Origin of the sequence: Pseudomonas sp. CJQ_9, assembly GCF_043106615.1 — a bacterium.
GTDB classification, from domain to species: domain Bacteria; phylum Pseudomonadota; class Gammaproteobacteria; order Pseudomonadales; family Pseudomonadaceae; genus Aquipseudomonas; species Aquipseudomonas juntendi.
In genome coordinates this window covers 103,068-128,670 of the sequence record NZ_JBICMS010000072.1, presented here as the reverse complement: position 1 = coordinate 128,670, position 25,603 = coordinate 103,068, and the positions used below count along the sequence as shown (strand labels likewise).

The 25,603-nt window shown below is 63.5% G+C and carries 27 protein-coding genes; 14 read left to right on the top strand and 13 right to left on the bottom strand.

The window, feature by feature from the left end; genetic code table 11:
- Positions 1 to 8: 8 nt before the first annotated feature.
- The 5 genes from ACF8SD_RS13885 to ACF8SD_RS13865 form a co-directional block, all read right to left on the bottom strand.
- Entirely contained in the window at positions 9 to 491 is a 483-nt protein-coding gene (locus ACF8SD_RS13885; protein WP_033691313.1) for a hypothetical protein, read from the bottom strand.
- Positions 492 to 636: 145 nt separating this feature from the next.
- Complete coding sequence (locus ACF8SD_RS13880; protein ID WP_392483557.1) at positions 637 to 1,971, bottom strand: imelysin family protein; 1,335 nt, start codon at positions 1,969 to 1,971, stop codon at positions 637 to 639.
- Positions 1,972 to 2,115: 144 nt separating this feature from the next.
- Positions 2,116 to 4,167, bottom strand: a complete 2,052-nt coding sequence (locus tag ACF8SD_RS13875; RefSeq protein WP_392483556.1) for a putative bifunctional diguanylate cyclase/phosphodiesterase — start codon at positions 4,165 to 4,167, stop codon at positions 2,116 to 2,118.
- A gap of 260 nt (positions 4,168 to 4,427) precedes the next feature.
- Positions 4,428 to 5,024, bottom strand: a complete 597-nt coding sequence (locus ACF8SD_RS13870) for a superoxide dismutase (protein ID WP_009686825.1) — start codon at positions 5,022 to 5,024, stop codon at positions 4,428 to 4,430.
- A gap of 219 nt (positions 5,025 to 5,243) precedes the next feature.
- The gene (locus ACF8SD_RS13865; protein WP_173891732.1) at positions 5,244 to 5,843 is read right to left on the bottom strand and encodes a LysE/ArgO family amino acid transporter; all 600 of its coding nucleotides are present in this window, start codon (positions 5,841 to 5,843) and stop codon (positions 5,244 to 5,246) included.
- 100 nt (positions 5,844 to 5,943) lie between these two features.
- Between ACF8SD_RS13865 and ACF8SD_RS13860 the strand changes: the two genes are divergently transcribed.
- The 3 genes from ACF8SD_RS13860 to ACF8SD_RS13850 all read left to right on the top strand — a co-directional run bounded on the left by ACF8SD_RS13860 (position 5,944) and on the right by ACF8SD_RS13850 (position 8,791).
- Complete coding sequence (locus ACF8SD_RS13860; protein ID WP_173890943.1) at positions 5,944 to 6,834, top strand: LysR family transcriptional regulator ArgP; 891 nt, start codon at positions 5,944 to 5,946, stop codon at positions 6,832 to 6,834.
- A 49-nt stretch (positions 6,835 to 6,883) separates the two neighbouring features.
- Positions 6,884 to 7,879: an NAD-dependent epimerase/dehydratase family protein gene (locus tag ACF8SD_RS13855; protein ID WP_392483555.1), complete on the top strand. Its 996-nt coding sequence runs from the start codon at positions 6,884 to 6,886 to the stop codon at positions 7,877 to 7,879.
- An 87-nt stretch (positions 7,880 to 7,966) separates the two neighbouring features.
- The gene (locus ACF8SD_RS13850; protein ID WP_173890941.1) at positions 7,967 to 8,791 is read left to right on the top strand and encodes an ATPase; all 825 of its coding nucleotides are present in this window, start codon (positions 7,967 to 7,969) and stop codon (positions 8,789 to 8,791) included.
- A 50-nt stretch (positions 8,792 to 8,841) separates the two neighbouring features.
- Here the strand turns inward: ACF8SD_RS13850 and ACF8SD_RS13845 are convergent, their stop codons facing one another.
- Positions 8,842 to 9,891, bottom strand: coding sequence for an alkene reductase (locus ACF8SD_RS13845; protein ID WP_009686830.1), 1,050 nt, complete (start codon positions 9,889 to 9,891; stop codon positions 8,842 to 8,844).
- A gap of 16 nt (positions 9,892 to 9,907) precedes the next feature.
- On the bottom strand, positions 9,908 to 10,210 hold the full coding sequence (locus ACF8SD_RS13840; protein WP_054906130.1) for a helix-turn-helix transcriptional regulator: 303 nt from the start codon (positions 10,208 to 10,210) through the stop codon (positions 9,908 to 9,910).
- Positions 10,211 to 10,360: 150 nt separating this feature from the next.
- On the opposite strand from ACF8SD_RS13840, the gene ACF8SD_RS13835 reads away from it, so the two are divergent.
- Positions 10,361 to 10,945 (top strand): ACP phosphodiesterase, encoded by a 585-nt coding sequence (locus ACF8SD_RS13835; RefSeq protein ID WP_173890940.1) that lies wholly within the window; start codon positions 10,361 to 10,363, stop codon positions 10,943 to 10,945.
- A 125-nt stretch (positions 10,946 to 11,070) separates the two neighbouring features.
- Here the strand turns inward: ACF8SD_RS13835 and ACF8SD_RS13830 are convergent, their stop codons facing one another.
- Both ACF8SD_RS13830 and olsB read right to left on the bottom strand, forming a co-directional pair.
- On the bottom strand, positions 11,071 to 11,859 hold the full coding sequence (locus tag ACF8SD_RS13830; protein WP_173890939.1) for a lysophospholipid acyltransferase family protein: 789 nt from the start codon (positions 11,857 to 11,859) through the stop codon (positions 11,071 to 11,073).
- Entirely contained in the window at positions 11,859 to 12,614 is a 756-nt protein-coding gene (olsB, locus tag ACF8SD_RS13825; RefSeq protein ID WP_173890938.1) for an L-ornithine N(alpha)-acyltransferase, read from the bottom strand. The genes ACF8SD_RS13830 and olsB overlap by 1 nt, the downstream gene beginning before the upstream one ends.
- 161 nt (positions 12,615 to 12,775) lie before the next feature.
- Between olsB and ACF8SD_RS13820 the strand changes: the two genes are divergently transcribed.
- The 4 genes from ACF8SD_RS13820 to ACF8SD_RS13805 all read left to right on the top strand — a co-directional run bounded on the left by ACF8SD_RS13820 (position 12,776) and on the right by ACF8SD_RS13805 (position 16,118).
- On the top strand, positions 12,776 to 13,663 hold the full coding sequence (locus ACF8SD_RS13820; RefSeq protein WP_173890937.1) for an acyl-CoA dehydrogenase: 888 nt from the start codon (positions 12,776 to 12,778) through the stop codon (positions 13,661 to 13,663).
- A gap of 84 nt (positions 13,664 to 13,747) precedes the next feature.
- Positions 13,748 to 14,329 (top strand): YceI family protein, encoded by a 582-nt coding sequence (locus ACF8SD_RS13815; protein WP_173890936.1) that lies wholly within the window; start codon positions 13,748 to 13,750, stop codon positions 14,327 to 14,329.
- Between the two features lies 1 nt (position 14,330).
- On the top strand, positions 14,331 to 15,488 hold the full coding sequence (locus ACF8SD_RS13810; protein ID WP_173890935.1) for a phosphatidylserine/phosphatidylglycerophosphate/cardiolipin synthase family protein: 1,158 nt from the start codon (positions 14,331 to 14,333) through the stop codon (positions 15,486 to 15,488).
- Positions 15,489 to 15,539: 51 nt separating this feature from the next.
- The gene (locus ACF8SD_RS13805) at positions 15,540 to 16,118 is read left to right on the top strand and encodes a DJ-1/PfpI family protein (RefSeq protein WP_173890934.1); all 579 of its coding nucleotides are present in this window, start codon (positions 15,540 to 15,542) and stop codon (positions 16,116 to 16,118) included.
- 39 nt (positions 16,119 to 16,157) lie between these two features.
- Here ACF8SD_RS13805 and ACF8SD_RS13800 read toward each other — a convergent pair whose 3' ends face one another.
- Positions 16,158 to 16,556, bottom strand: coding sequence for a nuclear transport factor 2 family protein (locus ACF8SD_RS13800; RefSeq protein WP_173890933.1), 399 nt, complete (start codon positions 16,554 to 16,556; stop codon positions 16,158 to 16,160).
- Positions 16,557 to 16,671: 115 nt separating this feature from the next.
- On the opposite strand from ACF8SD_RS13800, the gene ACF8SD_RS13795 reads away from it, so the two are divergent.
- Both ACF8SD_RS13795 and ACF8SD_RS13790 read left to right on the top strand, forming a co-directional pair.
- Positions 16,672 to 17,262 carry a GNAT family acetyltransferase gene (locus tag ACF8SD_RS13795; RefSeq protein ID WP_173890932.1) on the top strand — a complete coding sequence of 197 codons (591 nt, stop codon included), beginning with the start codon at positions 16,672 to 16,674 and terminating at the stop codon, positions 17,260 to 17,262.
- On the top strand, positions 17,259 to 18,131 hold the full coding sequence (locus ACF8SD_RS13790; protein ID WP_173890931.1) for a carbon-nitrogen hydrolase family protein: 873 nt from the start codon (positions 17,259 to 17,261) through the stop codon (positions 18,129 to 18,131). Before ACF8SD_RS13795 ends, ACF8SD_RS13790 begins: the two co-directional genes overlap by 4 nt.
- A gap of 104 nt (positions 18,132 to 18,235) precedes the next feature.
- Here the strand turns inward: ACF8SD_RS13790 and ACF8SD_RS13785 are convergent, their stop codons facing one another.
- The gene (locus ACF8SD_RS13785; RefSeq protein ID WP_009685641.1) at positions 18,236 to 19,759 is read right to left on the bottom strand and encodes a fumarate hydratase; all 1,524 of its coding nucleotides are present in this window, start codon (positions 19,757 to 19,759) and stop codon (positions 18,236 to 18,238) included.
- 279 nt (positions 19,760 to 20,038) lie between these two features.
- Here ACF8SD_RS13785 and ACF8SD_RS13780 point away from each other — a divergent pair, with 279 nt between their 5' ends.
- Positions 20,039 to 20,959, top strand: coding sequence for an iron-sulfur-binding ferredoxin reductase (locus ACF8SD_RS13780; RefSeq protein WP_392483554.1), 921 nt, complete (start codon positions 20,039 to 20,041; stop codon positions 20,957 to 20,959).
- A gap of 140 nt (positions 20,960 to 21,099) precedes the next feature.
- Here ACF8SD_RS13780 and pyk read toward each other — a convergent pair whose 3' ends face one another.
- Entirely contained in the window at positions 21,100 to 22,554 is a 1,455-nt protein-coding gene (pyk, locus tag ACF8SD_RS13775) for a pyruvate kinase (protein ID WP_009685639.1), read from the bottom strand.
- A 234-nt stretch (positions 22,555 to 22,788) separates the two neighbouring features.
- On the opposite strand from pyk, the gene ACF8SD_RS13770 reads away from it, so the two are divergent.
- The 3 genes from ACF8SD_RS13770 to sbcB all read left to right on the top strand — a co-directional run bounded on the left by ACF8SD_RS13770 (position 22,789) and on the right by sbcB (position 25,151).
- Positions 22,789 to 23,175, top strand: a complete 387-nt coding sequence (locus tag ACF8SD_RS13770; protein WP_173890929.1) for a tol-pal system YbgF family protein — start codon at positions 22,789 to 22,791, stop codon at positions 23,173 to 23,175.
- A 123-nt stretch (positions 23,176 to 23,298) separates the two neighbouring features.
- Positions 23,299 to 23,658, top strand: coding sequence for a PilZ domain-containing protein (locus tag ACF8SD_RS13765; RefSeq protein ID WP_173890928.1), 360 nt, complete (start codon positions 23,299 to 23,301; stop codon positions 23,656 to 23,658).
- Positions 23,659 to 23,717: 59 nt separating this feature from the next.
- Entirely contained in the window at positions 23,718 to 25,151 is a 1,434-nt protein-coding gene (gene sbcB / locus ACF8SD_RS13760; protein ID WP_173890927.1) for an exodeoxyribonuclease I, read from the top strand.
- A 74-nt stretch (positions 25,152 to 25,225) separates the two neighbouring features.
- Here sbcB and mvaT read toward each other — a convergent pair whose 3' ends face one another.
- Complete coding sequence (mvaT, locus tag ACF8SD_RS13755; protein WP_173890926.1) at positions 25,226 to 25,603, bottom strand: histone-like nucleoid-structuring protein MvaT; 378 nt, start codon at positions 25,601 to 25,603, stop codon at positions 25,226 to 25,228.

The following is a 25,603-nucleotide window of genomic DNA, read 5'->3' as shown; positions in this document are numbered from 1 at the left end:
AGGTCCTTTTACGGTCGGGTTTCTGGGCGGGGTAACGGGCTGCTCGGGCTGCGGTAGACGTACACGCCAAGCAAGGTGATCTCGTTGAAAGGCGGGTCCAGTTCGGCGGGGTCAAAGCGCCCCAGCAGCTGCAGGCCCTGGGCAAGGGCGACAGCCTCGAACATCTTGCGGTCGGATTCGTTGGGGTCGTACAGGTAGATCTTGCCGGAGTGGGCAAGCACCCTGCACATCTCCAGGGCCACGTGGTAAGTGATGGGGGCGCCCATCAGGGTTACGTGGGGTATGGCGCGGGTGTCCAGCGGGAAACGGGGCGCATCGTATTCATCGACCTGATACAGGTGGGGGATGCGCTCGCCTGTGCGCGGCCCGTTGGAAATGCGCTGGCCGGCTTTATTCAGGTTATAGGCGTGGGTGAAGCCGGTCACGATGTCCTTGCCCCCCACACGCTGAACGATTCGGCCTTCTCCCCAAACATCAAGAATCTGTAGCACTGCGCCCTCCGGCCTGGTGATCCCGTGAATGGGGCCAGCATGAAGGGCGAAACGCAGGACAGGCATCTGGAACCCCAGCACCTGCAGCACAAACGCAAACGCCCGGCACAAGGCCGGGCGTTCGGGGTGAGGCGCCGTTACCGAATCAGAACTCGTGGTCCGCGGTATCCGGGTTCAGGTTGGCAATACCGAGCTTGCCCGCAGCCTGTTCGATCGCACCGGTCTGCTTGACCAGGGCGGCGATGGCATCGCGAACGATCTGGTTGCCGGCAGCGTTGTCGGGGGCGATCAACTGGTCGTAGTGCTCGCCTTTTTGCGCATGGTCGACCATGACCTGGATCTTGGCCTCGGTGGCCTCCAGGTCGGCCTTGAGGGTGGCGTCGGCCGCCGGGTCAACCTTGGCTACCAGGGACGACAGGCTCGGGCCGCTGACCTTGGTGCCGTCCGGGCGGGTGTACTCGCCCAGGTAGACATTGCGGATACCCTTGGCATCGTAGAAGTGCGAGTAGTGGGTGTTGTCGCTGAAGCAGTCCTGCTCGTCTTCCGGCGAGTTGGCTTCCAGGGAAACCTTCATGCGTTCACCGGCCAGTTCGCCCAGCGACAGGCTACCCATGCCGAACAGCATCTTGCGCAGGCCATCGTTGACCGGCTCGGCTTCGAGCTTGGCGCGGTAGTTGTCGGTGACGTTCGGAGCCCAGTTGCCGACCATCTCTTCAAGGTCGGTGACCAGCAACTGGGTCACGGCTTTGAGGTAGGCGCGGCGGCGCTCGTTGTGGCCACCGGTAGCACCCTGGCCTTCCAGGTAGTCTGACGCCGGGCGGGCGCCGGCGCCCGGGCCGGTACCGTTGAGGTCCTGGCCCCACAGGAGGAATTCGATGGCGTGGTAGCCCGTGGCGACGTTGGCTTCGGACCCTGCCAGTTCGTTCAGGCTGGCCAGCTTCTCGGGGGTTATGTCCTTGACGTCGATCTTTTCTTCGCCGACCTGGATCTCGGTGTTGGCGATGATGTTGGCGCTGGCGGCGGGGTTGCCCAGGGCATGCTCGTAGCTCTTGTCGACATAGTCGATCAGGCCTTCGTCCAACGGCCACGCGTTCACCTGGCCTTCCCAGTCGTCGATGATGGTGTTGCCGAAGCGGAAGGCTTCGCTTTGCAGGTAAGGCACGCGTGCAGCAACCCAGGCTTGCTTGGCAGCCTTCAGGGTTTCATCGTCTGGCTTGGCAAGGAACGCGTCAACAGCGGTCTGCAGGGTTTTCGCGGTGCTCAGCGAGTCGCTGTACACGGCGTAGACCATTTCTGCGTAATGCTTGACCACGGCTTTGCCAGCGGCTTCGTCGACAGCCCCAGGCGCCGCGGCGTTGGTGCTGGCGGCAGCGGGTGCCTGTGCTTGCGCAGCGGCAGCCTTGTCGTCTTTTTCGCCGCAACCGGCGAGAGCGATGGCCATGGCCAGCAGACTGGCGGAGGCCAGAGGCATTCGAATCATTATGGGTTTCCTGCGTCGTGTGGTTGGACAGTGCGCCTAGGCATGCGAAACGGCAACATCATGCGAAAGATTTGCATTTGCTGTAAAGGGGCGGGGGCGCATTTCATGCAAATCCAGGTCGCTGGCTTGGCCGGGCGAGCAGGTTCAGAGCATCGAGACTTGGTTACGTTGGGCTTGCTTGAGGAAGTGAGTCAGTTCACGCGCCGACAGCGGCTTGCTGTAGTGATAGCCCTGGCCCTCGTGGCAGCCCTGGGCAATGATGTAGGTTTCCTGCTCGGCGGTTTCCACGCCTTCGGCGATGACCTGCATGCCCAGGCTCTTGCCCAGCTGGATGATGGCGCGAACGATGGTAGCGTCGTCATCGTCATCAAGCAGGTCCTGGACGAAGCTCTTGTCGATCTTGATCTTGTCCAGCGGCAATGACTTCAGGTAGCTGAGCGACGAGTAACCGGTGCCGAAGTCGTCGATCGCAATCAGCGCCCCGGAACGGCGTAGGCTCAGCAGGTGCTGGGCGGCAGTGCTGATGTCTTCCATCAGGCCGGTTTCGGTAACCTCCAGCTCCAGGCTGCGCGGTGGCAGGCGGTAGGCCTGCAACAGGTTGTTGACCACCCGCGGCAGCTCGCTGTGGTGCAACTGCACGGTAGACAGGTTGACCGCCATGCGCAGGTCGCTGAAGCCCAGGTCGTGCCATTCACGCAATTGCCGGCAGGCCTGGTCGAGTACCCATTCGCCGATGCTGATGATGCTGCCGTTCTGTTCGGCCAGCGGGATGAACTGGTCGGGTGGCACCATGCCCAGTTCCGGGTGCTGCCAGCGCAGCAGGGCCTCCACGCCGACCACCCGGTGGTCGCGGTAGCTGATCTGTGGCTGGTACACCAGGTACAGCTGGTTACGCGGCAGGGCTTCGCGCAGGTCTTTTTCCAACTCGCGGCGGCGGCGCATTTCACTGTCGACGCTGGCAATGTAGAACTGGTAGCGGTTGCGCGAGCGGGCCTTGGCCAGGGTCATGGTCTGCTCGGCTTTCTGCAGGAGTTTTTCCGTGCTGTCGCCGTCTTCCGGGAACAGGGTGATGCCGATGGTGGCGCGCAGGCGGATCTGTTGGTGATCGAGGTCGAACGGCACCTCTAGGTCATCCAGGATGCTTTGCGCCAGTTCGGCAGCCTCGTAGGGCTGCTCGATGTTGGCTTGCACCAGGGCAAACTGGTCGCCGCCCAGCCGCGCCAGGGCCCCCAGGCGGCCGCTATGCGCTCGCAGGCGGTCGGCCAGGGCCAGCAACAGTTGGTCACCTACCTGGTAACTGAATTGTTCGTTGATGCCCTTGAAGTCGTCCAGGCCCACGCACAGTACCGCCACCCGGTGTTGCAGGCGGCCACCGTCAACCAGGATCTTGTCCAACTGCTGCTGCAGCTGCTGGCGGTTGGGCAGGCCGGTCAGGAAGTCGTATTGAGCCATGCGCTGCAGGCTGTTTTCCGCTTCGTGACGCAGATGGGTGTTGCGCTCGATCGAAGCCAGCAACTGGTTGGCCGTGTTGACCCAAAGGCCCAGTTCGTTCTTTTCGTGCCCCTTGAGCAGCGGGAGCTGGTGCTGGCTGGGGCGATCGGGGTTGATCTGCGTGAGGTGCTCAATGATCTTCGACAGCGGCTTGGTCAGCAGCCAGTGGTAAACCAGGTACAGCACCAGGCCCATGGCCAGGGCGCGCAGGACGCCGGAAATGAAGATGATGACCGCGTTGATCAGGAAATCTTCACCGTAGGCAGAGGTGTCGAGGGTGATGCTGAGGTCGCCGTAGTATTCGCTGTAGGGGCCGCGGCCGACCAGTTGCGTGGTATAGGTACGTTCCTGGCCGAGAATCAGGTCGGTCAGCCAGCGCATGGAGGTGTCACGCAGCGGCCTGGATTTTTCTGCCAGCATGGTTTCATTGGGGTGGCCGATGGACGCCATGCGTACCGATTCGTCCTGGAACAGGCCTTCCATCACCTGCATGCCCATTTCACGGTCGAGGCTGTACACCGCCTGGGTCGACGGGTCGCGGAACATGTCGAGGATGCGCTGGGCATCGTTGTTCACGGTCTGGCGGGTCTTGTAGGTGTCGTAGACAATTTGCGCACAGCTGAGCAGTACGCCGACCGCCAGCGCCGACAGCAGCACGACCCTGAGCAACTTGACCGACAAGCTGTTCCGCAATTCCAGCTTCAATGGGGTTTCCTTAATCCATGCGCGTGGCAGCATTTTGCCATCAACGATGACGATACACTATCGGCCTACCATGAGCAGTGTATCGGTTGCCTGCCCCTGCAACTTGAGTGCGCTGTATCAATCTTACAAAGATTTGATGTTAGCGCGCTCTGCCGCCTGAGCAAGCTGAACCGTGCGGGTCGGTGTACCGGCGCGGCGGCCCCTGGCAGGCACAAAAAAACCCGGCACATGGCCGGGTTTTCTGTTCAAGGCTTGGTGACTCAGGCCTTGAAGGTCTTGCCTTCGAACTGCTCGGCAACGAAGGCCCAGTTGACCAGGTTCCAGAACGCCTCGACGTACTTCGGACGCAGGTTGCGGTAGTCGATGTAGTAGGCGTGTTCCCAGACGTCGCAGGTCAGCAGCGGGGTGTCGCCGCTGGTCAGCGGGCAGCCGGCGCCAATGGTGCTGGCCAGGGCCAGGGAGCCGTCGGCTTTCTTCACCAGCCAGCCCCAGCCGGAACCGAAGGTGCCAACAGAAGTCTTGGTGAACTCTTCCTTGAACTTGTCGAAGGAACCGAAGGCGGCGTTGATGGCATCGGCCAGAGCGCCGGTTGGCTGACCGCCGCCGTTTGGCGACAGGCAGTTCCAGTAGAAGGTGTGGTTCCAGACTTGAGCGGCGTTGTTGAAGATACCGCCCGAAGAGGCCTTGACGATTTCTTCGAGGGACTTGCCTTCGAATTCGGTGCCTGGGACCAGGTTGTTCAGGTTCACGACATAGGTGTTGTGGTGCTTGTCGTGGTGATACTCCAGGGTTTCCTTGGAGATGTGCGGCTGCAGGGCATCGTGGGCGTACGGCAGCGGCGGCAATTCAAAAGCCATGGTGGATCTCCTGATTCAGGTCTGTTTGCGGTTTGCGCAAGGCCGATCACGGGCGGCCCGATCAGCGTCGGCGAGTTTTTACTCTTTGCGACGCAAGGGCTGGATCATAGCACCGGGTCCGGCGCATAACCACGCAACAAACATAGGGAATAGAGGTTCCGGGGCGGTTGAGCCATGCCGACCGGTGGTCTCGGGCTCTGCCTGCCAGGGCCCTTGAGATCAGTTGAAGATCAACTGCGCCGCCACCGCAAACATCATTATCGCCACCATCAGGTCGAGCATGCGCCAGGTTGCCGGCCGCGCCAGCCACGGGGCCAGCCAGGCCGCGCCGAGCGCCAGGGTCGAGAACCACAGCAGTGAAGCGCTGGCGGCCCCTGCCACATAAGCACCGGGCTCGGTCTGCTGGGCGCCCAGCGAGCCGATCAGCAACACTGTGTCGAGGTATACGTGCGGGTTCAGCAATGTCACCGCCAAGGCACTGAGCAGTACCGCACGACGTGAACGTGTGCCCTGGCCTTGCTGGTGCTGCAGGCTTTGTTTTGAACAGGCACTGCGCAAAGCCTTGGCCCCGTACCAGATGAGGAACACCGCACCGCCCCAACGGGCGATCGCCAGCAAGGTCGGGTTGTGTGCCAGTACGGTGGCCAGGCCAAACACACCGGCCGCCACCAGGATGGCATCACAGACGATGCACAGCGCCGCCACCGGCAGGTGGTGCTCGCGGCGCAGGCTTTGAGCAAGTACGAAGGCGTTCTGGGCGCCGATGGCCATGATCAGGCCGAAAGCCACCAGCATGCCGTTGAGATAGCTTTGCCACATGGCCAGGCTCTCCGAAAAGGTCATAAAAGATGCTGGTCATTGTGTTGGTTGGGGCGGTATAAGAAAAACAAATAAAGCTGATCCCTCATTAGGAAAATCGATGTTCGACTACAAGCTGCTTGCCGCCCTGGCGGCCGTGATCGAACAGGGTGGTTTCGAGCGTGCCGCGCAAGTGCTGGGCCTGTCGCAATCGGCCATTTCCCAGCGCATCAAACTGCTCGAGGCGCGGGTCGGCCAGCCCGTGCTGGTGCGCGCTACGCCGCCCAGCCCGACCGAGGTCGGCCGCCAGTTGCTCAACCATGTGCAGCAGGTGCGCCTGCTTGAACGTGACCTGCAGCGTCAGGTGCCAGCGCTGGACGAAGAAGGTATGCCAGAGCGCCTGCGCATCGCCCTCAACGCCGACAGCCTGGCCACTTGGTGGGCTGGCGCGGTGGGCAACTTTTGTGCGCAGCAGAACGTGCTGACCGACCTGGTGGTAGAGGACCAGGAAGTGGGCCTCAAACGCATGCGTGCGGGTGAGGTGGCGGCCTGCCTGTGTGGCAGTGAACGGCCTGTGGCAGGGGCGCGCAGCCTGCCGCTGGGGGCAATGCGTTATCGGGCGTTGGCCAGCCCCGGGTTCATGGCGCGCCATTTTCCCCAAGGCTTTGTCGCCAGCCGCCTGGCCCGCACCCCGGCCATCGTATACGGCCCGGACGACTTCCTGCAGCACCGCTACCTGGCATCGCTGGGCATTGAGGACGGTTTCCTGCACCACCTGTGCCCGTCATCCGAAGGTTTCCTGCGCATGACCGAGGCCGGCCTGGGCTGGGGGCTGGTGCCCGAATTGCAGGCCCGCGAACAATTGGCCGCTGGGCAGTTGGTGGAAATTTGCAGCGATACCCCCATCGATGTGCCGCTGTACTGGCATCATTGGCGCAATGGCGGGCAATTGCTCGCGCAACTGACCGAGCATCTGCGGCATACGGCAGGGCAATGGCTGGTGCCGTTGTAGCCGCGGCTGGCGTCAGTTGCATCTGAAATCTGGCAAGACGGAGTGTTACATGCGAATTCTGGTCACCGGCGCGAGTGGCTTCATTGGCGGGCGCTTTGCGCGTTTCGCCCTGGAGCAGGGCCTGGACGTGCGGGTCAGCGGCCGCCGCGCGGAGGGGGTGGAGCACCTGGTCAAGCGCGGTGCCCAGTTCATCCCCGGCGACCTGAACGATGCCGAGCTGGCCCGGCGCCTTTGCCAGGGCGTCGAAGCGGTGGTGCACTGTGCCGGCGCGGTGGGGCACTGGGGGCGTTATCAGGATTTCTACCAAGCCAACGTGGTGGTCACCGAGAACGTGGTCGAAGGGTGCCTCAAGGAGCACGTGCGGCGCCTGGTGCACCTGTCGTCGCCGTCCATGTACTTCAACGGCCGCTCGCGCCTCGACATCCGGGAAGATCAAATACCGCGCCGCTTCCATGACCATTATGGGAAAACCAAGCACCTGGCCGAGCAGAAAGTGTTCGGCGCGCAGGAGTTCGGCCTCGAGGTGTTGGCACTGCGACCCCGCTTCGTCACCGGTGCCGGCGATGCCAGCATCTTCCCGCGGCTGATGCAGATGCAGCGCAAGGGCCGGGTAGCGATCATCGGCAATGGCCTGAACAAGGTTGATTTCACCAGTGTGCACAACCTCAACGAGGCACTGCTCAGTGCCCTGTTCGCCGATGACCGGGCATTGGGCCAGGCCTACAACATCAGCAACGGCCAGCCGCTGCCGTTGTGGGACGTGGTCAACTACGTGATGCGCCAGATGCAGCTGCCGCAGGTGACCCGCTACCGTTCCTACGGCCTGGCCTACAGCCTGGCTGCGCTCAACGAAGCCGCCTGCATGTTATGGCCGGGGCGCCCGCAACCAACCTTGTCGCGGTTGGGAATGCAGGTCATGAGCCGTGATTTCACCCTCGACATCAGCCGCGCCCGGCAGCACCTGGATTATCAGCCGAAGGTCAGCCTGTGGACGGCGCTGGATGAATTCTGCGCCTGGTGGAAACATCAGCCGCCGGGGCAGTGAACCCGGCGCGCCGATGAGGGTCAGCAGTGCGCCGCGCGAGCGGTTTATACTCCCGTTTCTTTGCTATTACCGCGGTTGAACTCACCCATGCGCAACGATGCTCACGACAATTTCGATGATGTGCCAACCCTGCGGGCCGGCACCCCTGATGATGACGAACTGTTGCCGGCGCACGTGGCCCGTAGCCGCCAGAAGGCGGCCAGGCCGGCCAGCACCGGGCCTTTGTGGGTGCTGCTGGGGGCCTCGTTCATAGCCCTGGCCGGGCTGGGCTGGTGGAGCTTCCAGCAGATCTCGCTGATGGAGCAGCAACTGGTGGCCACCCAGGAAAGCTTTGCCCGCATCAGCGAGGACGCAGCGGGGCGCTTACAGGCAATCAGTGGCAAGGTCGCTGCCAGCGAATCGTCGGTCAACACCGGCAGCGAGGCGCTCAAGCTGCAGATCCGCCAGTTGCAGGCCAGCCTGGCCGAGCAGAGCAAGCAGCAGCAAGGCGTGGCTGGCCAGGCCGGCGACCTGGGCAAGCGCCTGGAGCAGGTGCTGGCCGATACGCGTGAGCAGCAGAAAGCCGTGACTGAACTGCAGGGCCAACTGCAGGCGCAGCTCAAGGCTGTGAATGCCGAACTGGCGGCGTTGAAGTCGGGCCAGGTGGACGGAGGCAAGCTTGACGGGCAGCTCAAAAACCTGAGCGAGGAGGTGGCTGCGCTCAAGAAGCAGGGCAACCCGAGTGCGGCGATCGAAAGCCTGGAGCAGGACGTGCTGGTGCTCAAGACCCAAATGGAAAACCGCGCTTCGCCGGGCACAAGTGGCGCATCGGTACAGGAGTTCGATGCGTTCCGCGGGCAGACCACGCGCAACCTCAACACCCTTCAGAGCCAGATCCAGAACCTGCAGCAGCAAATCAACGCTCGGCCCTGAATGGCCTGAACCCGCTGCTACAGGTGCACGGTAGCAGCGGGTTCACTGGGTTACAGGCGCGGGTAATCGATATACCCCACCGGCCCCTTGCTATAGAACGTTTCGGGGTGCGCCTCGTTCAACGGTGCATCTGCTGCCAGGCGTGCCGGCAGGTCCGGGTTGGCAATGAACGGCACCCCGAACGCCACCGCATCGGCCTTGCCATCGGCCAGCGCTGCATTGGCACTTGCCTTGTCGAAACGCTCGTTGACGATGTATGGCCCACCGAATGCCGCCTTGATCAACGGCCCGATGCTGTCGTCGGCCTCACGCTCCCGCGAGCAAATGAAGGCGATGCCGCGTTTGCCCAGTTCGCGGGCAACATACGTGAAAGTCTCGGCACGGTCGGCGTCACCCATGTCGTGGGCGTCGGCACGTGGTGCCAGGTGCACGCCGACCCGGTTGGCCCCCCACACCTCGATGGCGGCATCGGTCACTTCCAGCAGCAGGCGCGCGCGGTTTTCCAGCGAGCCGCCGTAGCGGTCGGTGCGCTGGTTGGTACTGCTTTGCAGGAACTGGTCGAGCAGGTAGCCATTGGCCCCGTGAATTTCCACACCATCGAAACCGGCGGCCTTGGCGTTTTCCGCGCCGCTGCGGTAGGCCTCGACGATGTCGCTGATTTCTTCGGTTTCCAGTGCGCGCGGGGTGGGATAGTCACTCAGCGGGCGTACCAGGCTGACATGGCCTTTGGCCTGGATCGCGCTGGGGGCTACCGGCAGTTCACCATTCAAGTAGCTGGGGTGCGAGATACGCCCCACGTGCCACAGTTGCAGGAATATGCGCCCGCCAGCGCCATGCACGGCCTTGGTGACATTGGTCCAGCCGCGAACTTGCTCATCGTTCCAGATACCGGGCGTATCCGGGTAGCCCACGCCCATGGCGGTGACCGAGGTTGCCTCGCTGAGAATCAGCCCGGCGCTGGCGCGTTGGACGTAGTACTCGGCCATAAGAGCATTGGGCACGCGGCCCTCGTCTGCACGGCAGCGGGTGAGTGGGGCCATGATGATGCGGTTGGGCAACTGCAGGTCGCCCAGGGTGATCGGATCGAAAAGCGTGGTCATGTCGGTTACCTGCTGGTCAAAGCGCTTGGCGCAGTTGTTCCAGGAACGCCTGGATGGTGGCTTCGTTGCGTTTGAAGAAATGCCATTGGCCGATTTTCTGGCTGCTGATCAGACCGGCACGCTGCAAGGTGGCCAGGTGGGCAGAGACGGTCGACTGCGACAGGCCGCAGCGTTGGTCGATCTGCCCGGCACACACACCGTTTTCGGTGCTGTGGTACTGGTCCGGGAACTGGTTTGCCGGGTCTTTCAGCCAGCTGAGAATTTCTCGCCTGACCGGGTGGGCCAGCGCTTTTATGATTTCGTCGAGATCGAGTGGCATGGCGTGAGGCTCGTTGTAGCGGTATATCGCGATAGGGCGAAATATAAATCGCTGAATGCCGATATCCAAATATCCAGTGGTGCTTAGCTGAGTGCAAATCGCTATATCGCGTTATAACGATATTGGGCGCCGCGGTGGTAGACTGCGCTCATGAACTACCTTGCACACTTGCACCTGGGTGGGCCGGCCCCGCAACAACTGCTGGGCAGCCTGTACGGCGATTTCGTCAAAGGCTCGCTGGACGGGCGCTTCCCGCCTGCTTTGGAGGCGGCTATCCGGCTGCACCGGCATATCGACAGCTATACCGACCGGCACCCATTGGTACTGGCGGCGCTGGCGCGGTTCCCACGTGAGCGGCGGCGCTTCGCCGGCATCGTGCTGGACGTGTTTTTCGACCACTGCCTGGCGCGGCATTGGCACGACTATGCCGAGCAGCCCTTGGCGCAGTTCACTGGCGCGTTTTATCGGGTATTGCTGGCGGAGCCTGAGCTGCCGGGGCGGCTGGCGCGCATTGCGCCGTTCATGGCTGCCGATGACTGGTTGGGGGCTTATGGCGACTTCGCCACGCTGGAGCAGGTGTTCAACGGTATTGGCCGGCGGCTGTCGCGGCCAGACGCGATGGCGGGGGTGATGGTGGAGCTGGAGCGGCTGTACGAGCCGCTGCTGGCGGACTTTCGCGCGTTCTACCCGCAATTGCAGGCGTTTGCAGCGGCGGGGCGCGTGTCAGGCAGCTGATGTTGCTTGCCTGTTGTGGCCCTCGCCGGCAAGCCAGCTCCCACAAGTTCACTGCAGGTTTGCAGGCCAACGCAGTACCTGTAAAGCCGGCTTGCCGGCGATAGGGCCGCAACATGAGATAGAGATCAGGCAGCCCGCGCCTGCCGCCGTGGCGCCGCCTCGACGTTTTCGAACTCATACAACGCCAGGTGAATCGCCTGCTGTGCCTGCATTGCCAGCAGCGCACGTTCCTTGCCCACAGTCCCGATGGGCGGCAACAGGTGAATGCAGACCTGCGCACGTGGCTGGGCGAACAGGCGCAGCAGGTGCGCTACCAGGTCGTCGTCACCAATAAAAGGCGCAACGGGATCGATCTGGCCGTCGCGCAGGTATTGGATGGCCACTGGCTGCACCGCTACGCCACGGTCGATGGCCGCTGCCAGCAGGCGGCCATGGAAAGTGCGCAAGGCGTGACCGCTGGTGGTGGTGCCTTCAGGAAAGATCAGCAGCGGCCGGGCCAGGCCCAGTTGCCTGGCAATCTGCTCGCGCAGCCGTTCGCTGTCGCCGCCCCCACGACGAATGAACAGCGTGCCGGCCTGTTCCGCCAGCCAGCCGGCCAGCGGCCACTGGCGCACTTCGGCCTTGGACAGGAATGACAGGGGCATCAGCATGCCCAGCAGGGGGATGTCGGTCCACGACACATGGTTGCTGACCCACAACATCGGCCGCTGCGGCAACGCACCGCTCACCTGCACGTCGAAGGGCAGGGCTGCGACCAGGCGCTTCATGAACAGGCAGGTCCAGCGCTGGCGCCGTTCGAGCGAGGCCTTCAGGCCCAGCCGCTGCCCCACGGCGATCACGCAGGCCATCAGCACGCCGAGCAGCACGACCAGCAGCAGCCTGCAGACGCGGGCCAGCACCCGCAGCCTGGGCATCAGACTGCCGCCTTGAAGTGGCGGGCGTAGCGCGGGCACAGGTCGTCGCGCTTGAGCAGGATGAACACGTCGGCGACCTGGAAGTCTTCGTCCCAGCACGGCTCGCCGCAGATCTTTGCACCCAGGCGCATGTACGCTTTGAGTAGCGGAGGCAGTTCGGCAATCACATTGTTGGGCAGCGCCAGGTTCGGCAGCGGCTTCTTCGGTTCGGCACGCAGGTGCTCGGTACACAGGTAGCGCTCGCGCAGGCGCTGCATCACGGCCTGGGCCTGTACGCCGCCGTCCTGCATGGGGATGCTGGCGCAGCCCATCAGGTAACGGTAGCGGCCTTCGTTGAGGACCTCGGCCAGTTCGCCCCAGAGCACCGCGATGGTGCCGCCGTTGCGGTAGGCGGGGGCTACGCAGGTGCGCCCCAGTTCAAGGATCGGCCCTTGCAGCTGCAACAGGCCGTGCAGGCGGAATTCTTCTTCGCTGTAGAAACGCCCCAGGCTGCTGGCGGCCTGGTGGTCAAGCAGCCGGGTGGTGGCCACCAGCTTGCCGGTACTCAGGTCGCGTACACCAATGTGGCGGCAGTGCACGTCATAGTCGTCCATGTCCAGGCCGTGCTCGGCACCTTTGAGTTTGGCCTTGAATTCTGCGCTGAACACTTGGTAACGCAAGGCTTGGGCTTCTTGCAGCGCCTTGGCGCCAACCAGGCGTTCGGCTTGCAGACGGCGTTCAGTGCGGTTGTCGCCAGCGTGAGCGATCCGAGTCATTGCGAGTCTCCATAAGCCAGCCATGAAGGGTTGCGGCCGGTCGGCTTTGTTGTGCAAAGTCAGCCTAGGTAGACGCGGTGTCACCCCGGTGACGCTTTGGTGATGCTTGCGTGACAACCCCTGGGGCTTGACCGCCGAGCCCTTCAGCAAGGAGCCCAGCCATGGCCTGGTTGCAACGACTCAACGATCCGCTTCGCCAACCACTGGCGGGCACCCTGGGCGAAACCTACGCGGCGCTGCTCGAGCGCTTGGGCCCGGTAGCACCGTTTGAACTGGCGGTGCTGGGCGGGCGCGCGATGGCCACCCCGGGCCTGGCATTTCTGGTGGGGTACCAGGCGGCGCTGCGGGTATTGTGGCCCAGTGCCCCCGCCAGCCTCGGTGCCCTGTGCGCTACGGAGCGGCGCAGCGTGCGGCCGGCCGACATGCACACGCGCCTGCACGGTTTGCGCCTGACGGGACGCAAGGACTTCGTCACGGCAGGCCTGGAGGCGGAATGGTTGCTGGTGGCAGCGCGCAGCGAAGCAGCTGGGGCCGCACCGCGTTTGAACCTGGCCGTGGTCTACCCTGGCGAGCCGGGGGTGACCCTGGAGCCACTGCCAACCCTGCCGCTGATGCCGGAAGTGGGCCATGGCCGGTTGCGGCTGGACCAGGCTGCGTGTGAGTTGCTGGCCGGTGATGGCTGGGACGCCTATGTGAAGCCGTTCCGCTCGCTGGAGGACTTGTATGTGCTGACGGCCCTGGCTGCCTGGTTGTATGGCGTAGGGCACGCGTGTGCCTGGCCGCAGGACTTGCGCCTGCAGTTGCTCGGGCTGTTGGCGGGGTGTGCCGAGGGCAGCCGACAGTGTGCTGATAGTGTCGCTTGCCATCTGCTGCTGGGTGGCCTGTACGTGCAATTTCAGGCCCTGCGGCCGCAGGTAGACGCGGCGTTGGCGGCAGGGCCGGCGCATTGGGCCGAGCTGTGGCAGCGTGATCAGGGGGTGATGGCGCTGGCTGCCGCGGCGCGGGAGAAACGGCTGCACAAGGCCTGGGCTGCTGTGGGCTCTGCATGAGTGCGCAAGACCCTGCAGGGCACGCCGCTTGCTGCCGGTAAAGCGGGCGGGTAAGGTTGGCGGCTTGGTTTTCTGAGATTTGTCATGTTCAAGTTGCCCTCCGCGCTCTTCGCCCTGTTGCTGGCTGTTTGCCTGCCCGCCCATGCCAACTGGCACCTCGATGGCGAGTCTTCGCGCTTGTCGTTCATTACCGGCAAGAACGGCGATACCGCCGAAGTGCATCGCTTCCTGGTGCTGCATGGTTCGGTCGACAACAAGGGCGTGGCGGGCTTGCGCATCGAGATGGATTCGGTCAGCAGTGGCATCCCCCTGCGTGACGAGCAGATGCGTGACCAGCTGTTCGAGGTCGGCCGCTTTGCCGAGGCCACGGTGAAGGCGCAAATCGACCTGCGCCCGATCAATGACCTGGCCGATGGTGCCCAGATCGAGCTGCGCCTGCCGCTGACGGTCACCTTGCATGGGCAGTCGCACCGCTACAACGCCTTGTTGCTGGCAACCCGCCTGGATGCGCGACGGTTCCAGGTGGTCACCCTCGAGCCACTGCTGCTGCGTGCCGAGGACTTTGGCCTGCTACCGGGGCTGGAACACCTGCGCAAGTTTGCCAAGCTCAAATCCATCAACCCGTCGGTGCCGGTCAATGCGGTGCTGATTTTCACCGCGCGCTGACATGGCGGGGCCGGTATTTCCCTGGCGGGAGGGTAACCAGTTCGAGCTGCTGATCGACGGCCCCGAGTTCTTTCCGCGCATGCTTGGGGCGATCGAGCGCGCCGAGTCGCAGGTAGACCTGGAGCTCTACCTGGTCGAGGCAGGGGCCTGTGCCGAGGCGGTGGTCGAAGCGCTGGAGCGCACGGCCCGGCGGGGTGTGCGAGTGCGCTGCCTGTTCGACGACTACGGTTCGCTGGCCTTCAACAGCAAGCTACGCCAGCGCTTGCTGGCGGCGGGCGTGGACCTGCGCTGGTACAACCGCCTGCGCTGGAAGCGCGGCCTGCGCAACTTGTACCGTGACCATCGCAAGCTGCTGTTGGTGGACGAGCGCTGGGCCGTGGTCGGCGGCACGGGCGTAACCGATGAGTTCTGGACACCCGGCCAGGCGCGCAGTGACTGGCACGAGGTCATGGTGCAGATGCAAGGCCCGGTGGTGGCCGACTGGCAATTGCTGTTCGACCGCCAATGGCATGCCAACAACCGCCGCACCGCATGGCGCCCCGCCGAGGGCTTTGGCTTGCCGCGCCTGCCCAGGGTGCCGGCGCAGGGGCAGGGCATGGGCCGGGTAGCCTACGCCGACGCCCGCCAGCACCAGGACATCCTGCACGCGCTGGTGCGCGCCCTGAACAGCGGCAAGCAACGGGTATGGCTGGCCACGCCCTACTTCTTGCCAACCTGGAGTGTACGCCGCTCCTTGCGCCGGGCGGCCAGCAAGGGCCTGGACGTGCGGCTGCTGCTTACCGGGCCGCGCACCGACCACCCCTCGGTCCGGTATGCCGGGCACCGCTATTACCCGCGCCTGCTGCGCGCCGGTGTACGCATTTTCGAGTACCAGCCGTGCTTCCTGCACCTGAAGATGGCCGTGGTGGACGACTGGGTCAGCGTCGGCTCCTGCAACTTCGACCATTGGAACCTGCGCTTCAACCTGGAAGCCAACATCGAGGCACTGGATCCACCGCTGACGGCGGCCGTGGTCGCCAGCTTCGAACGCGATTTTGCCCTCAGCGAGGAAGTAGACCTGGCCCATTGGCATGCCCGGCCGCTGTGGCGGCGGGTCAAGCAGCGCATCTGGGGCTGGCTCGACCGGCTGGTGGTGAACCTGCTCGACCGCCGCGACTGATAGCGGCTATCGTGCAATTACTGTTCACGGGCGAGCGAAGGAGTGTGTGCGATGACGGCGAAAAAAATTCTGATGCTGGTCGGCGATTACGTCGAGGATTACGAAGCAATGGTGCCGTTCCAGGCACTGAGCATGGTCGGCCACACGGTGCACGCGGTGTGCCCGGAGAAGCTGGCGGGGCAGACCGTGCGTACCGCGATTCATGATTTCGAGGGTGAGCAGACCTATAGCGAAAAACCCGGGCACAACTTTGCCCTGAACTTCGATTTCGTACGGGTGCGGCCCGAGCGCTACGACGCGCTGCTGATTCCGGGGGGGCGGGCGCCGGAGTACCTGCGCCTGGACGAGAAGGTGCTGGCGCTGGTGCGGGCGTTCGACCAGGCCGGCAAGCCGATTGCAGCAGTGTGCCATGGTGCGCAGTTGCTGGCAGCGGCCGGGGTGCTGGAAGGGCGGGAATGCAGCGCCTACCCGGCGTGTGCGCCGGAGGTGCGGCTGGCGGGTGGGACGTTCATCGACATCGCCGTGGACCAGGCGCATGTGGATGGCAACCTGGTAACTGCCCCGGCCTGGCCGGCTCATCCGGCGTGGCTGGCGGCCTTCCTCAAGGTGCTGGGCACCCGCATCGCCTGAGGGGCTCGCGGGTAAGCCCGCGAGCAGGCCGGTACAGGCTCAACCTACCTGCTCAACCCAGTCATTGAGGTTGTAGTAGTTGGTCACCCGGGCAATCTTGCCGCAATGGATGTAGAAGAAGGCCCCGGCCGGCAGCACATAGGTCTGCCCGTTCGCTGGCGGCAACCCATCGTCATCGGCCAGGTACTGGCCATGCACAGTGAACTCCGCCGCCGCACGGCTGCCGTCGGCGTTCTGCATGACCACAATGTCGGCCAGGCGCTCGCGGTAGCAGCGGTTCATCTTGTCCATGAACGCTGCAAACCTGGCCTTGCCCATCTGCCGCTCGCCCTGGTTGATGTCGTGGATCACGTCTTCGCTGAGCAGTGCCAGAAAGCCCGGCATGTCGCCGGCATTGAAGGCGGCGTAGTACGCATTTACCAGTTCGGTAGCGGTCATGGAACAATACCTGTCGTGTAGGGAAAAGGCGGGTCGTTGCCCCGGATGATAGGGTTTCCCCTCAAGCCCGGCTTAGCCGAGCGCGTCATCCACATCGACAAAACGACCGCCAAGCATGGAAATACGCCTGTTGCACGGCGCCGCTATCGCGCCCTATATCGATGACCTCGCTCGCTTGCGCCTTACCGTATTCCGCGAGTTCCCCTACCTGTACGACGGCACCCCGGAGTACGAAGCCGACTACCTGGCCAACTATGCCCGTTCCGGGCGCAGCCTGGTGGTGCTGGCGCTGGACCAAGGCCAGGTGGTGGGTGCATCTACCGGCCTGCCGCTGGTGGACGTGGCCCCGGAGTTTCAGCAGCCGTTCCTGGCCCAGGGGCGGGACCCGGCCAGCGTTTATTACTTTGGTGAGTCCCTGGTATTGCCGGGGTACCGCGGCCAAGGACTGGGTGTGCGCTTCTTCATCGAACGCGAGTCTTATGCCCACAAACTGGCCGAGTTCGACTACTGCGCGTTCTGTGCGGTCGAGCGGCCCGGTGTGCACCCGCGCCGGCCTGCAGACTACAAGCCGTTGCATGGCTTCTGGCGTAACCGCGGCTTCCTGCACGACCCGTCGCTGCGCACCCGTTATGCCTGGCGTGACCTGGACGAGCAGGAAAGCTCCGACAAGCTCATGTCGTTCTGGCTGAAGGAACTGCCGATATGATCCGCCTGGCGGCCTGCCAGTACGCCATCGAACTGCATGAAACCTGGGACGCCTACGCCGACCACCTACAGGGCCTGTGCGCCGAAGCGGTGGCGGCGGGTGCCCGTTTGCTGTTGCTGCCCGAGTACGCCGGGCTGGTACTCAGCGGCCAGTTGCGGGGTGAACAGCGGGGCGACCTGATGGGTTCGATTGCCGGGATCCAACCGCTGATCGGTGCCTGGGCTGCCTTGTGTGAAAGCATGGCCAGGCGCTGGGGCATCTACTTGCAACCGGGGAGCGTGCCGGTGCTGGACAATGACGGTGCCTACCGCAACCGCGCCTGGCTGTTCGGTCCCGAGGGGCCGCTGGGCTACCAGGACAAACTGATGATGACCCGCTTCGAGCGAGAGCAGTGGGGCATCAGCGCCGGCCAGGGGCTGCGGGTGTTCGATACCGCACTGGGGCGTGTAGGCATTCTGATCTGCTACGACAATGAGTTCCCGATGCTGGCCCGGCAGTTGGCCGAGTTGGGTGCCGACCTGATCCTGGCACCGAGCTGCACCGACACCGAAGCAGGCTATCACCGGGTGCGCATCGGTGCCCAGGCACGGGCGCTGGAGAACCAGATAGCGGTATTGCAGAGCCCGACGGTAGGGCTGGCTGCCTGGTCGCCGGCGCTGGATGAGAATATTGGCCGGGCAGGGTTGTTCGTACCGCCGGACCATGGCATGCCGGGGGACGGTGTGGTTGCCTTGAGCGCAGCGCTTGACCCGGGCAGGAGCCAGTGGCTGGTGTGTGACGTGGACCTTGAGGTAGTACGGCGGGTGCGGCGGGAAGGGCAGGTGTTTACCCGCAGGGACTGGCCAGAGCAGTTTGACAGAGTGCGGTGAAAGCAGGGGCGGCCTGTTTGCGGGTGAACCCGCTCCCATCGGGGACATGAGGTCCCTGTAGGAGCGGGTTCACCCGCGAAGCAGGCGCCGCTGTTACATCAGGCTTACTTGACTTCGACTGCCAGGCTCTGGGCAATCTTGCTCTGCCACAGGGCCGGGCCAGTGATGTGCACCGACTCACCGTTGCTGTCTACGGCAACGGTGACTGGCATGTCCTTGACCTCGAACTCGTAGATCGCTTCCATGCCCAGTTCGGCGAAGGCCAGTACCTTGGACTTGCGGATAGCCTGGGCTACCAGGTAGGCAGCGCCGCCCACAGCCATCAGGTATACGGCCTTGTTGTCCTTGATCGCTTCGATCGCGGTGGGGCCACGTTCGGACTTGCCGATCATGCCCAGCAGGCCCGTCTGCTCGAGGATCTGGCGGGTGAACTTGTCCATGCGGGTGGCAGTGGTCGGGCCGGCAGGGCCAACCACTTCGTCACCGACCGGGTCGACCGGGCCAACGTAGTAGATGAAGCGACCTTTGAGGTCCACTGGCAGCGCTTCGCCACGGTTGAGCATCTCCACCATGCGCTTGTGCGCGGCGTCGCGGCCGGTCAGCATCTTGCCGTTGAGCAGGATGGTTTCGCCCGGCTTCCAGCTGGCGACTTCTTCCGGGGTGATATCGTCGAGGTTGACGCGACGTGCGCTTGGGCCGGCTTCCCAGACGATTTCCGGGTAGGCGTCCAGCGATGGCGCTTCCAGCTCGGCCGGGCCGGAGCCATCGAGCACGAAGTGCGCGTGGCGGGTGGCGGCGCAGTTGGGGATCATGCACACCGGCAGCGAAGCGGCGTGGGTCGGGTAGTCCATGATCTTCACGTCGAGCACGGTGGTCAGGCCACCCAGGCCCTGGGCACCGATGCCCAGTTGGTTGACCTTCTCGAACAGCTCCAGGCGGATTTCTTCCAGGCGGTTTTGTGGGCCACGGGCCTTGAGCTCATGAATGTCGATGGACTCCATCAACACTTCCTTGGCCATGACCGCGGCCTTCTCGGCGGTACCGCCAATGCCGATGCCGAGCATGCCAGGCGGGCACCAGCCAGCACCCATGGTCGGTACGGTCTTGAGCACCCAGTCGACGATCGAGTCGGACGGGTTGAGCATGGCCATCTTCGACTTGTTCTCCGAGCCGCCGCCCTTGGCTGCGACATCGACCTCGACCTTGTCGCCAGGGACGATGGAATAGTGGATCACGGCCGGGGTGTTGTCCTTGGTGTTCTTGCGGGCACCGGCCGGGTCGGCCAGGATCGAGGCACGCAGGACGTTTTCAGGCAGGTTGTAGGCGCGACGCACACCTTCGTTGATCATGTCGTCGACGCTCAGGGTGGCACCGTCCCAGCGCACATCCATACCCACGCGCACGAACACGGTGACGATACCGGTGTCCTGGCAGATCGGGCGGTGGCCGGTGGCGCACATGCGCGAGTTGATCAGGATCTGGGCGATGGAGTCGCGGGCAGCAGGCGACTCTTCGCGCAGATAGGCCTCGTGCATGGCCTGGATGAAATCGACGGGGTGGTAGTACGAGATGAATTGCAGGGCGTCGGCGACGCTCTGAATCAGGTCGTCTTGCTTGATCACGGTCATGCAGCGCGCTCCTCTTAAAGACGGGAACATTCATAGAGACGCTCGACGGTGCCGACCAGCATGTCGAGACGCCTTGCAAAGGCGCGCCGGCAGCATGGCCGACGCAAAAGGGCGCGGCAGTATAGCGTGCCTCACCGCGTGACACACCTGCGAGTGGTCTGGACCTTGGTCGGTTGGGGCTGGGCATCCTTTTTGCTGCTGACGCCTGTGGTTGGCCTTACTATCGACGGGCGCGCAGAGCGCCCCCCCACAACCTGAAGCGGGAAGAGATACCTGAAGATGCCCGAACTTTGCGTAGGCGAGCACCGCTGGGCGGTGCCGACCGGCAGCAACCTGCTCGATGCCCTGAACGAGGCCGGGCTCAACGTGCCCTACAGTTGCCGCGCCGGAAGCTGCCACGCCTGCCTGGTGCACTGCCAGGCCGGGCAGCCGCTGGACGCCATGCCTGAGGCCCTGGCCCTGGACCAGCACGCCCTGGGCTGGCGCCTGGCTTGCCAGTGCAGGGTGACCGAGGACTTGAATGTGGCGCTGTTCGACCCGCAGCGCGATGGCGTGCCGGCGCACGTTTGCGCGCTGGACTGGTACGGTGACGTGTTGCGTGTACGGCTACGGCCCGAGCGGGCGGTGCGTTACCAGGCAGGTCAGCATGTGGTGCTGTGGAATGGTTCGGTAGCGCGGCCTTATTCACTGGCCAGCCTGCCGGGGGAAGATGACTTCCTGGAGTTTCACATCGATTGCCGGCGCCCTGGCGCCTTTTGCGACAAGGCTCGTGGTTTGCAGGTAGCAGATGTGCTGCGCCTGGGCGAATTCAGGGGTGGTGCTTTGCACTACGACCTGGATTGGCAGGATCGGCCACTCTGGCTGCTGGCAGCCGGAACCGGGCTTGCGCCGTTGTGGGGGATCTTGCGTGAGGCTGTGCGGCAGGGGCATCGCGGCGAGATTCGGGTGCTGCATGTGGCGCGCAACAGCGCCGGGCACTATCTGGCTGAACCCCTGATGCAGCTGCAAGGCGTGCAGGTCGAGCTGGTGCTGGAAGAGCAGATGGATGAAGCGCTGGCGCGGTTGCGCCCGCCTTCGCGGCAGACGGTGGCGCTGGTGTGTGGGGCAGCGGGGAGTGTGGACCGGTTTGCGCGGCGGCTGTTCATTGCCGGCGTGCCGCGGGGGCAAGTATTTACTGACGTCTTCGTTGAACATGCCTGAGGCAGTCGGGTTGACTGTGCCGGCCTATTCGCGGGCTCGCCCGCTCCCACAGGGGTAACGACAGGCCTGAGGCTGGCGCTGTACCTGTAGGAGCGGGCACGCCCGCGAAGGGCCGCAGAGCGGCCCCCTTTGAGGCAGGCTCAGCCGACCAGCGGATCACCCACATGCAGGATCTTCATGCCATTGGTGCCACCGATGGTGTGGTAGCTGTCACCTTTGGTCAGGATCACCCAGTCGCCTTGTTCTACCAAGCCGCGCTTGAGCAGTTCGTCGACGGCTGCCTGGCTGACTTTGTCGGCTGGCAGCGAAGCAGGGTCGAAGGCAATCGGGTAGACGCCACGGAACATGTTGGCCCGTGCCTGGGTCGCGCGGTGCGGCGAGAGCGCGAAGATCGGCACGTGCGAGCGCAGGCGCGACATGATCAACGGGGTGTAGCCGCTTTCAGTCAAGGCGATGATCGCCTTCACGCCCGGGAAGTGGTTGGCGGTATACATCGCCGCCAGGGCGATGCTTTCGTCGCAGCGCTCGAAGGTGGTGTGCAGACGGTGGCTGGAGCGCTGGCTGGTTGGGTGCTTCTCGGCACCGGAGCAGATGCGGGCCATGGCCTGTACGGCTTCGATCGGGTACGAACCGGCAGCACTTTCCGCCGACAGCATGACCGCATCGGTGTTGTCGAGCACGGCGTTGGCCACGTCGGACACTTCGGCACGGGTCGGCATCGGGTTCTGGATCATCGACTCCATCATCTGGGTCGCCACGATCACTGCCTTGTTGTTGCGGCGAGCGTGCTGGATGATCTTCTTCTGAATGGCGATCAGCTCGGCGTCGCCGATTTCCACGCCCAGGTCACCGCGGGCGACCATGACGGCATCGGAAGCGAGAATCAGCTTGTCCAGGGTCTCGTCGTCGGCGACGGCTTCGGCGCGCTCGATCTTGGCCACCAGCCAGGCGCTGCCACCGGACTCGTCACGCAGCTTGCGTGCGTATTCCATGTCGCTGGCGTCCCGCGGGAACGACACGGCCAGGTAGTCCAGGTCCATTTCCGCAGCCAGCTTGATGTCGGCCTTGTCTTTTTCGGTCAGGGCCGGTGCGGTCAGGCCGCCACCTTTACGGTTGATGCCCTTGTGGTCCGACAGCGGGCCACCGATGATCACCACGCAGTGCAGCGCATCGGCGGTGGCGGTTTCGACACGCATGACCACGCGGCCATCGTCGAGCAGCAGTTCGTCACCGACACCACAGTCCTTGACCAGGTCCGGGTAGTCGATGCCGACGATATCCTGGTTGCCTTCGGTCAGCGGGTGGGCGGTGGAGAAGGTGAACTTGTCACCGATCTTCAGTTCGATGCGCTTGTTGGCGAACTTCGCGATGCGGATCTTCGGACCCTGCAGGTCGCCCAGCAGTGCAACATGGCGGCCGTTCTTGGCAGCGATGTCGCGGATCAGGCGCGCGCGGGCCTTGTGCTCGTCCGGCGTGCCGTGGGAGAAGTTCAGGCGTGCCACGTCGAGACCGGCGAGGATCAGCTGTTCGATCACTTCCGGCGAGTTGCTGGCGGGGCCAAGGGTGGCGACGATTTTGGTACGGCGGATGCTCATGCACAGACTCCTATAGTGAAGCGCAGCGAAAGGCTACTCCTGAATCTCGCTGTAGTCATTGTTCCGTTGCACTACCTGCGACTTCCGGGGTAGGGCAGCTGCAAGCTACAAGCAGTAAGCTACAAGGAAAAGCGCGTGCGGCATTCATGCCGCTGATGGCGGCCAGGCACTTGTCGCGCGCCGCTGAAGAAAACCCGACAGCGGCCGATAGGTTTGCTATCAAAGGAGATTGCCATGCGAGCCCTGATCGTTTTCGCCCTCGCCGCCAGTGCTGTCGGCTGTACCCGCTGGTCCATGGACCACCACCTGAACAATGCCTATCGCGCCTATGACCGGGGTGATTGCGCGCGGGTGATGCTGGAGCTGTCACAAGTAGACCGAACCAGCCGCGCGCGACCGTTCATCCACCCCGAAGTGTCGCTGCTGCGCGGCCAGTGCCTGGAGCGCCAGGCGTTGTACGTGGACGCCGCCCAGACCTACCAGTACCTGATCCAGCAATACCCGCGCAACGAGTACGCCTATCGCGCCCAGGCCCGCCTGCAGACGCTGGAGAAGCTCGGTCATTTGCGCGGTACCGAAGCGGCGGTGGCCAGGCCAGCGGCTACTGCGCCTTGGCGCTAATACAAAGGTCTGGTTTATTTCACGGGATTCGCAGCGCGTGCTGCGCTAATCTGTAACCCAGCTGTTACAACAACCGCCAGTACCTTGTATTCCTGGCATCAGGTACGGAATACACTCGCCATCATGTTCAACAAACGCCGCATCGAACGCCATCAGCTCCCTTGCGCCCTCAAGGTGTTCAACCGCTTTACCGACCAGGAAATCGGCCTGCTCGGCAACGCCTCGGAAGACGGCCTGATGGTCATCAGCCAACTGCCGGTGCTGGTAGGGCCCGATTATGAACTGCAACTTCGCATGCCGCTGGTCGGCGGCGGGTTCCAGTTCGTCAACCTGACCGCCAGTTGCCTGTGGTGCAGTGAGGATCAGACCCCTGGGCATTACGATTCGGGCTTCATGCTGCTGCAGGCCCCGCGCGAGTACGACGATTTCGTGCGCTCGCTGCGCGACTACTTCAGCTTCCGCCCGGCCAACGCCTCTGCCTGAGCCTTGGCGCGCTGGAATCGCGTTAGAATCGGGTCGACCTCGCGAGACAGGACGACCCCGTGACCTCCAGCATTTTCTGGCACGACTACGAAACCACCGGCATCAACCCGCGCTGTGACCGGCCGCTGCAGGTCGCCGGCCTGCGCACCGACTTCGACCTCAACGAGATCGACGAGCCGATCAGCCTTTACTGCCGCCCCGCCGACGATATTCTGCCGCACCCGGCCGCGTGCCTGGTGACTGGCATCACCCCGCAGCTACTGGCCGAGCAGGGCCTGTGCGAAGCCCAATTCATGACCCGCGTGCATGCGCAGCTGGCCCAACCAGGCACCTGTGGGGCCGGCTACAACACCCTGCGTTTCGATGACGAAGTGACCCGCTACAGCCTGTACCGGAATTTTTTCGACCCCTATGCCCGTGAATGGCAGGGTGGCAACAGCCGCTGGGACCTGATCGACATCGTGCGCACGGCCTACGCCCTGCGCCCGGAGGGCATTGAGTGGCCGCAGCAGGACGGGCGCACCAGCCTGCGGCTGGAACTGTTGAGCAAGGCCAACGGCATTGATCACGGGCATGCGCATGAAGCGCTTTCCGACGTGCGGGCAACCATTGCCCTGGCGCGACTGATCCGGCAGAAACAGCCCAAGTTGTATGATTGGCTGTTCCAGTTGCGCAGCAAGCATAAAGTCATGGAACAGATCCGCTTGCTACAACCGCTGGTGCATGTATCCGGGCGCTTTTCAGCAGCGCGTAATTACCTGGGGGTGGTCTTGCCATTGGCCTGGCACCCGCACAATCGCAATGCACTGATTGTCTGCGACCTGCATCAGGAAACCCTGCCATTAATAAGGGAAAGTGCTGAAGTATTGCGTCAGCGCTTGTACACCCGGCACGAGGATTTGGCCGAAGGCGAACTACCGGTTCCGCTCAAACTGGTACAGATCAACCGCTGCCCGGTAATCGCGCCACTGTCGGTATTACGCCCCACCGATCAACAACGGCTGGGCATCGACTTGACGTTGTTACAATCGCGCGGTGAACAGTTGGCCGATCAACAGGCGCAATGGCAGGACAAGCTGGAGCACATTTACGGCAAGGACGATTTCGCCCCGAGTGAGGACCCGGAGCAGCAGTTGTATGATGGTTTTATCGGTGACCGCGACCGGCGTCTATGCGAGCAAGTTCGTGCGCTGGATCCGGCGCAATTGGGTCGGGGGCAATGGCTGTTCGATGACCCGCGCTTGCCTGAGCTGTTGTTCCGTTACCGGGCACGTAACTTTCCGGACACCTTGACCCCCGAAGAGCGCCAGCGGTGGTATGCGTTCTGCCAGCAGCGCCTTAGCCAGCCGCAGTGGGGGGCGCCGAACACATTGGGTGATTTCCAGCAGGCGCATCTGCAGGCCTGGGAGCGCGCCGACGAGGCCGGGCGGCGCGTGCTGGAGGCATGGCACGTACATGCCCGGAACTTGCAACAACAGTTTGCAATTGGCTGAAAGCCAAACAAACAAAAACGCCGGCAATGTGCCGGCGTTTTGTATTGCGATAAGCAAGAGGCTGGGCTGAACAATCAGTCCAGCAGGGTAGCCCAGCTCTCGACCACGTCGCCGCCCCACTTGGCTTTCCACTCTTTCAGGGTCTTGTGGTTGCCGCCTTTGGTTTCGATCACTTCACCGTTGTGCGGGTTCTTGTATTGCTTGACCTTGCGTGCACGCTTGGTAGCAACAGCCTTGACGGCGCCACGCGGTGCTTTGCTCAGTTTCGACTCTGGGTCGAGCAGGGCAATCACGTCGCGCAGGGACTTGGAGTACTCGCCCATCAGGTTGCGCAGTTTGCCTTCGAACTCCAGCTCTTTCTTCAGCTTGTCGTCCTGCGACAGGTTGGCCAGGCGAGCCTGAAGTTCTTTGATGGCTTCTTCGGTGGCGCGGTACTCGTTGATCAGGGACAT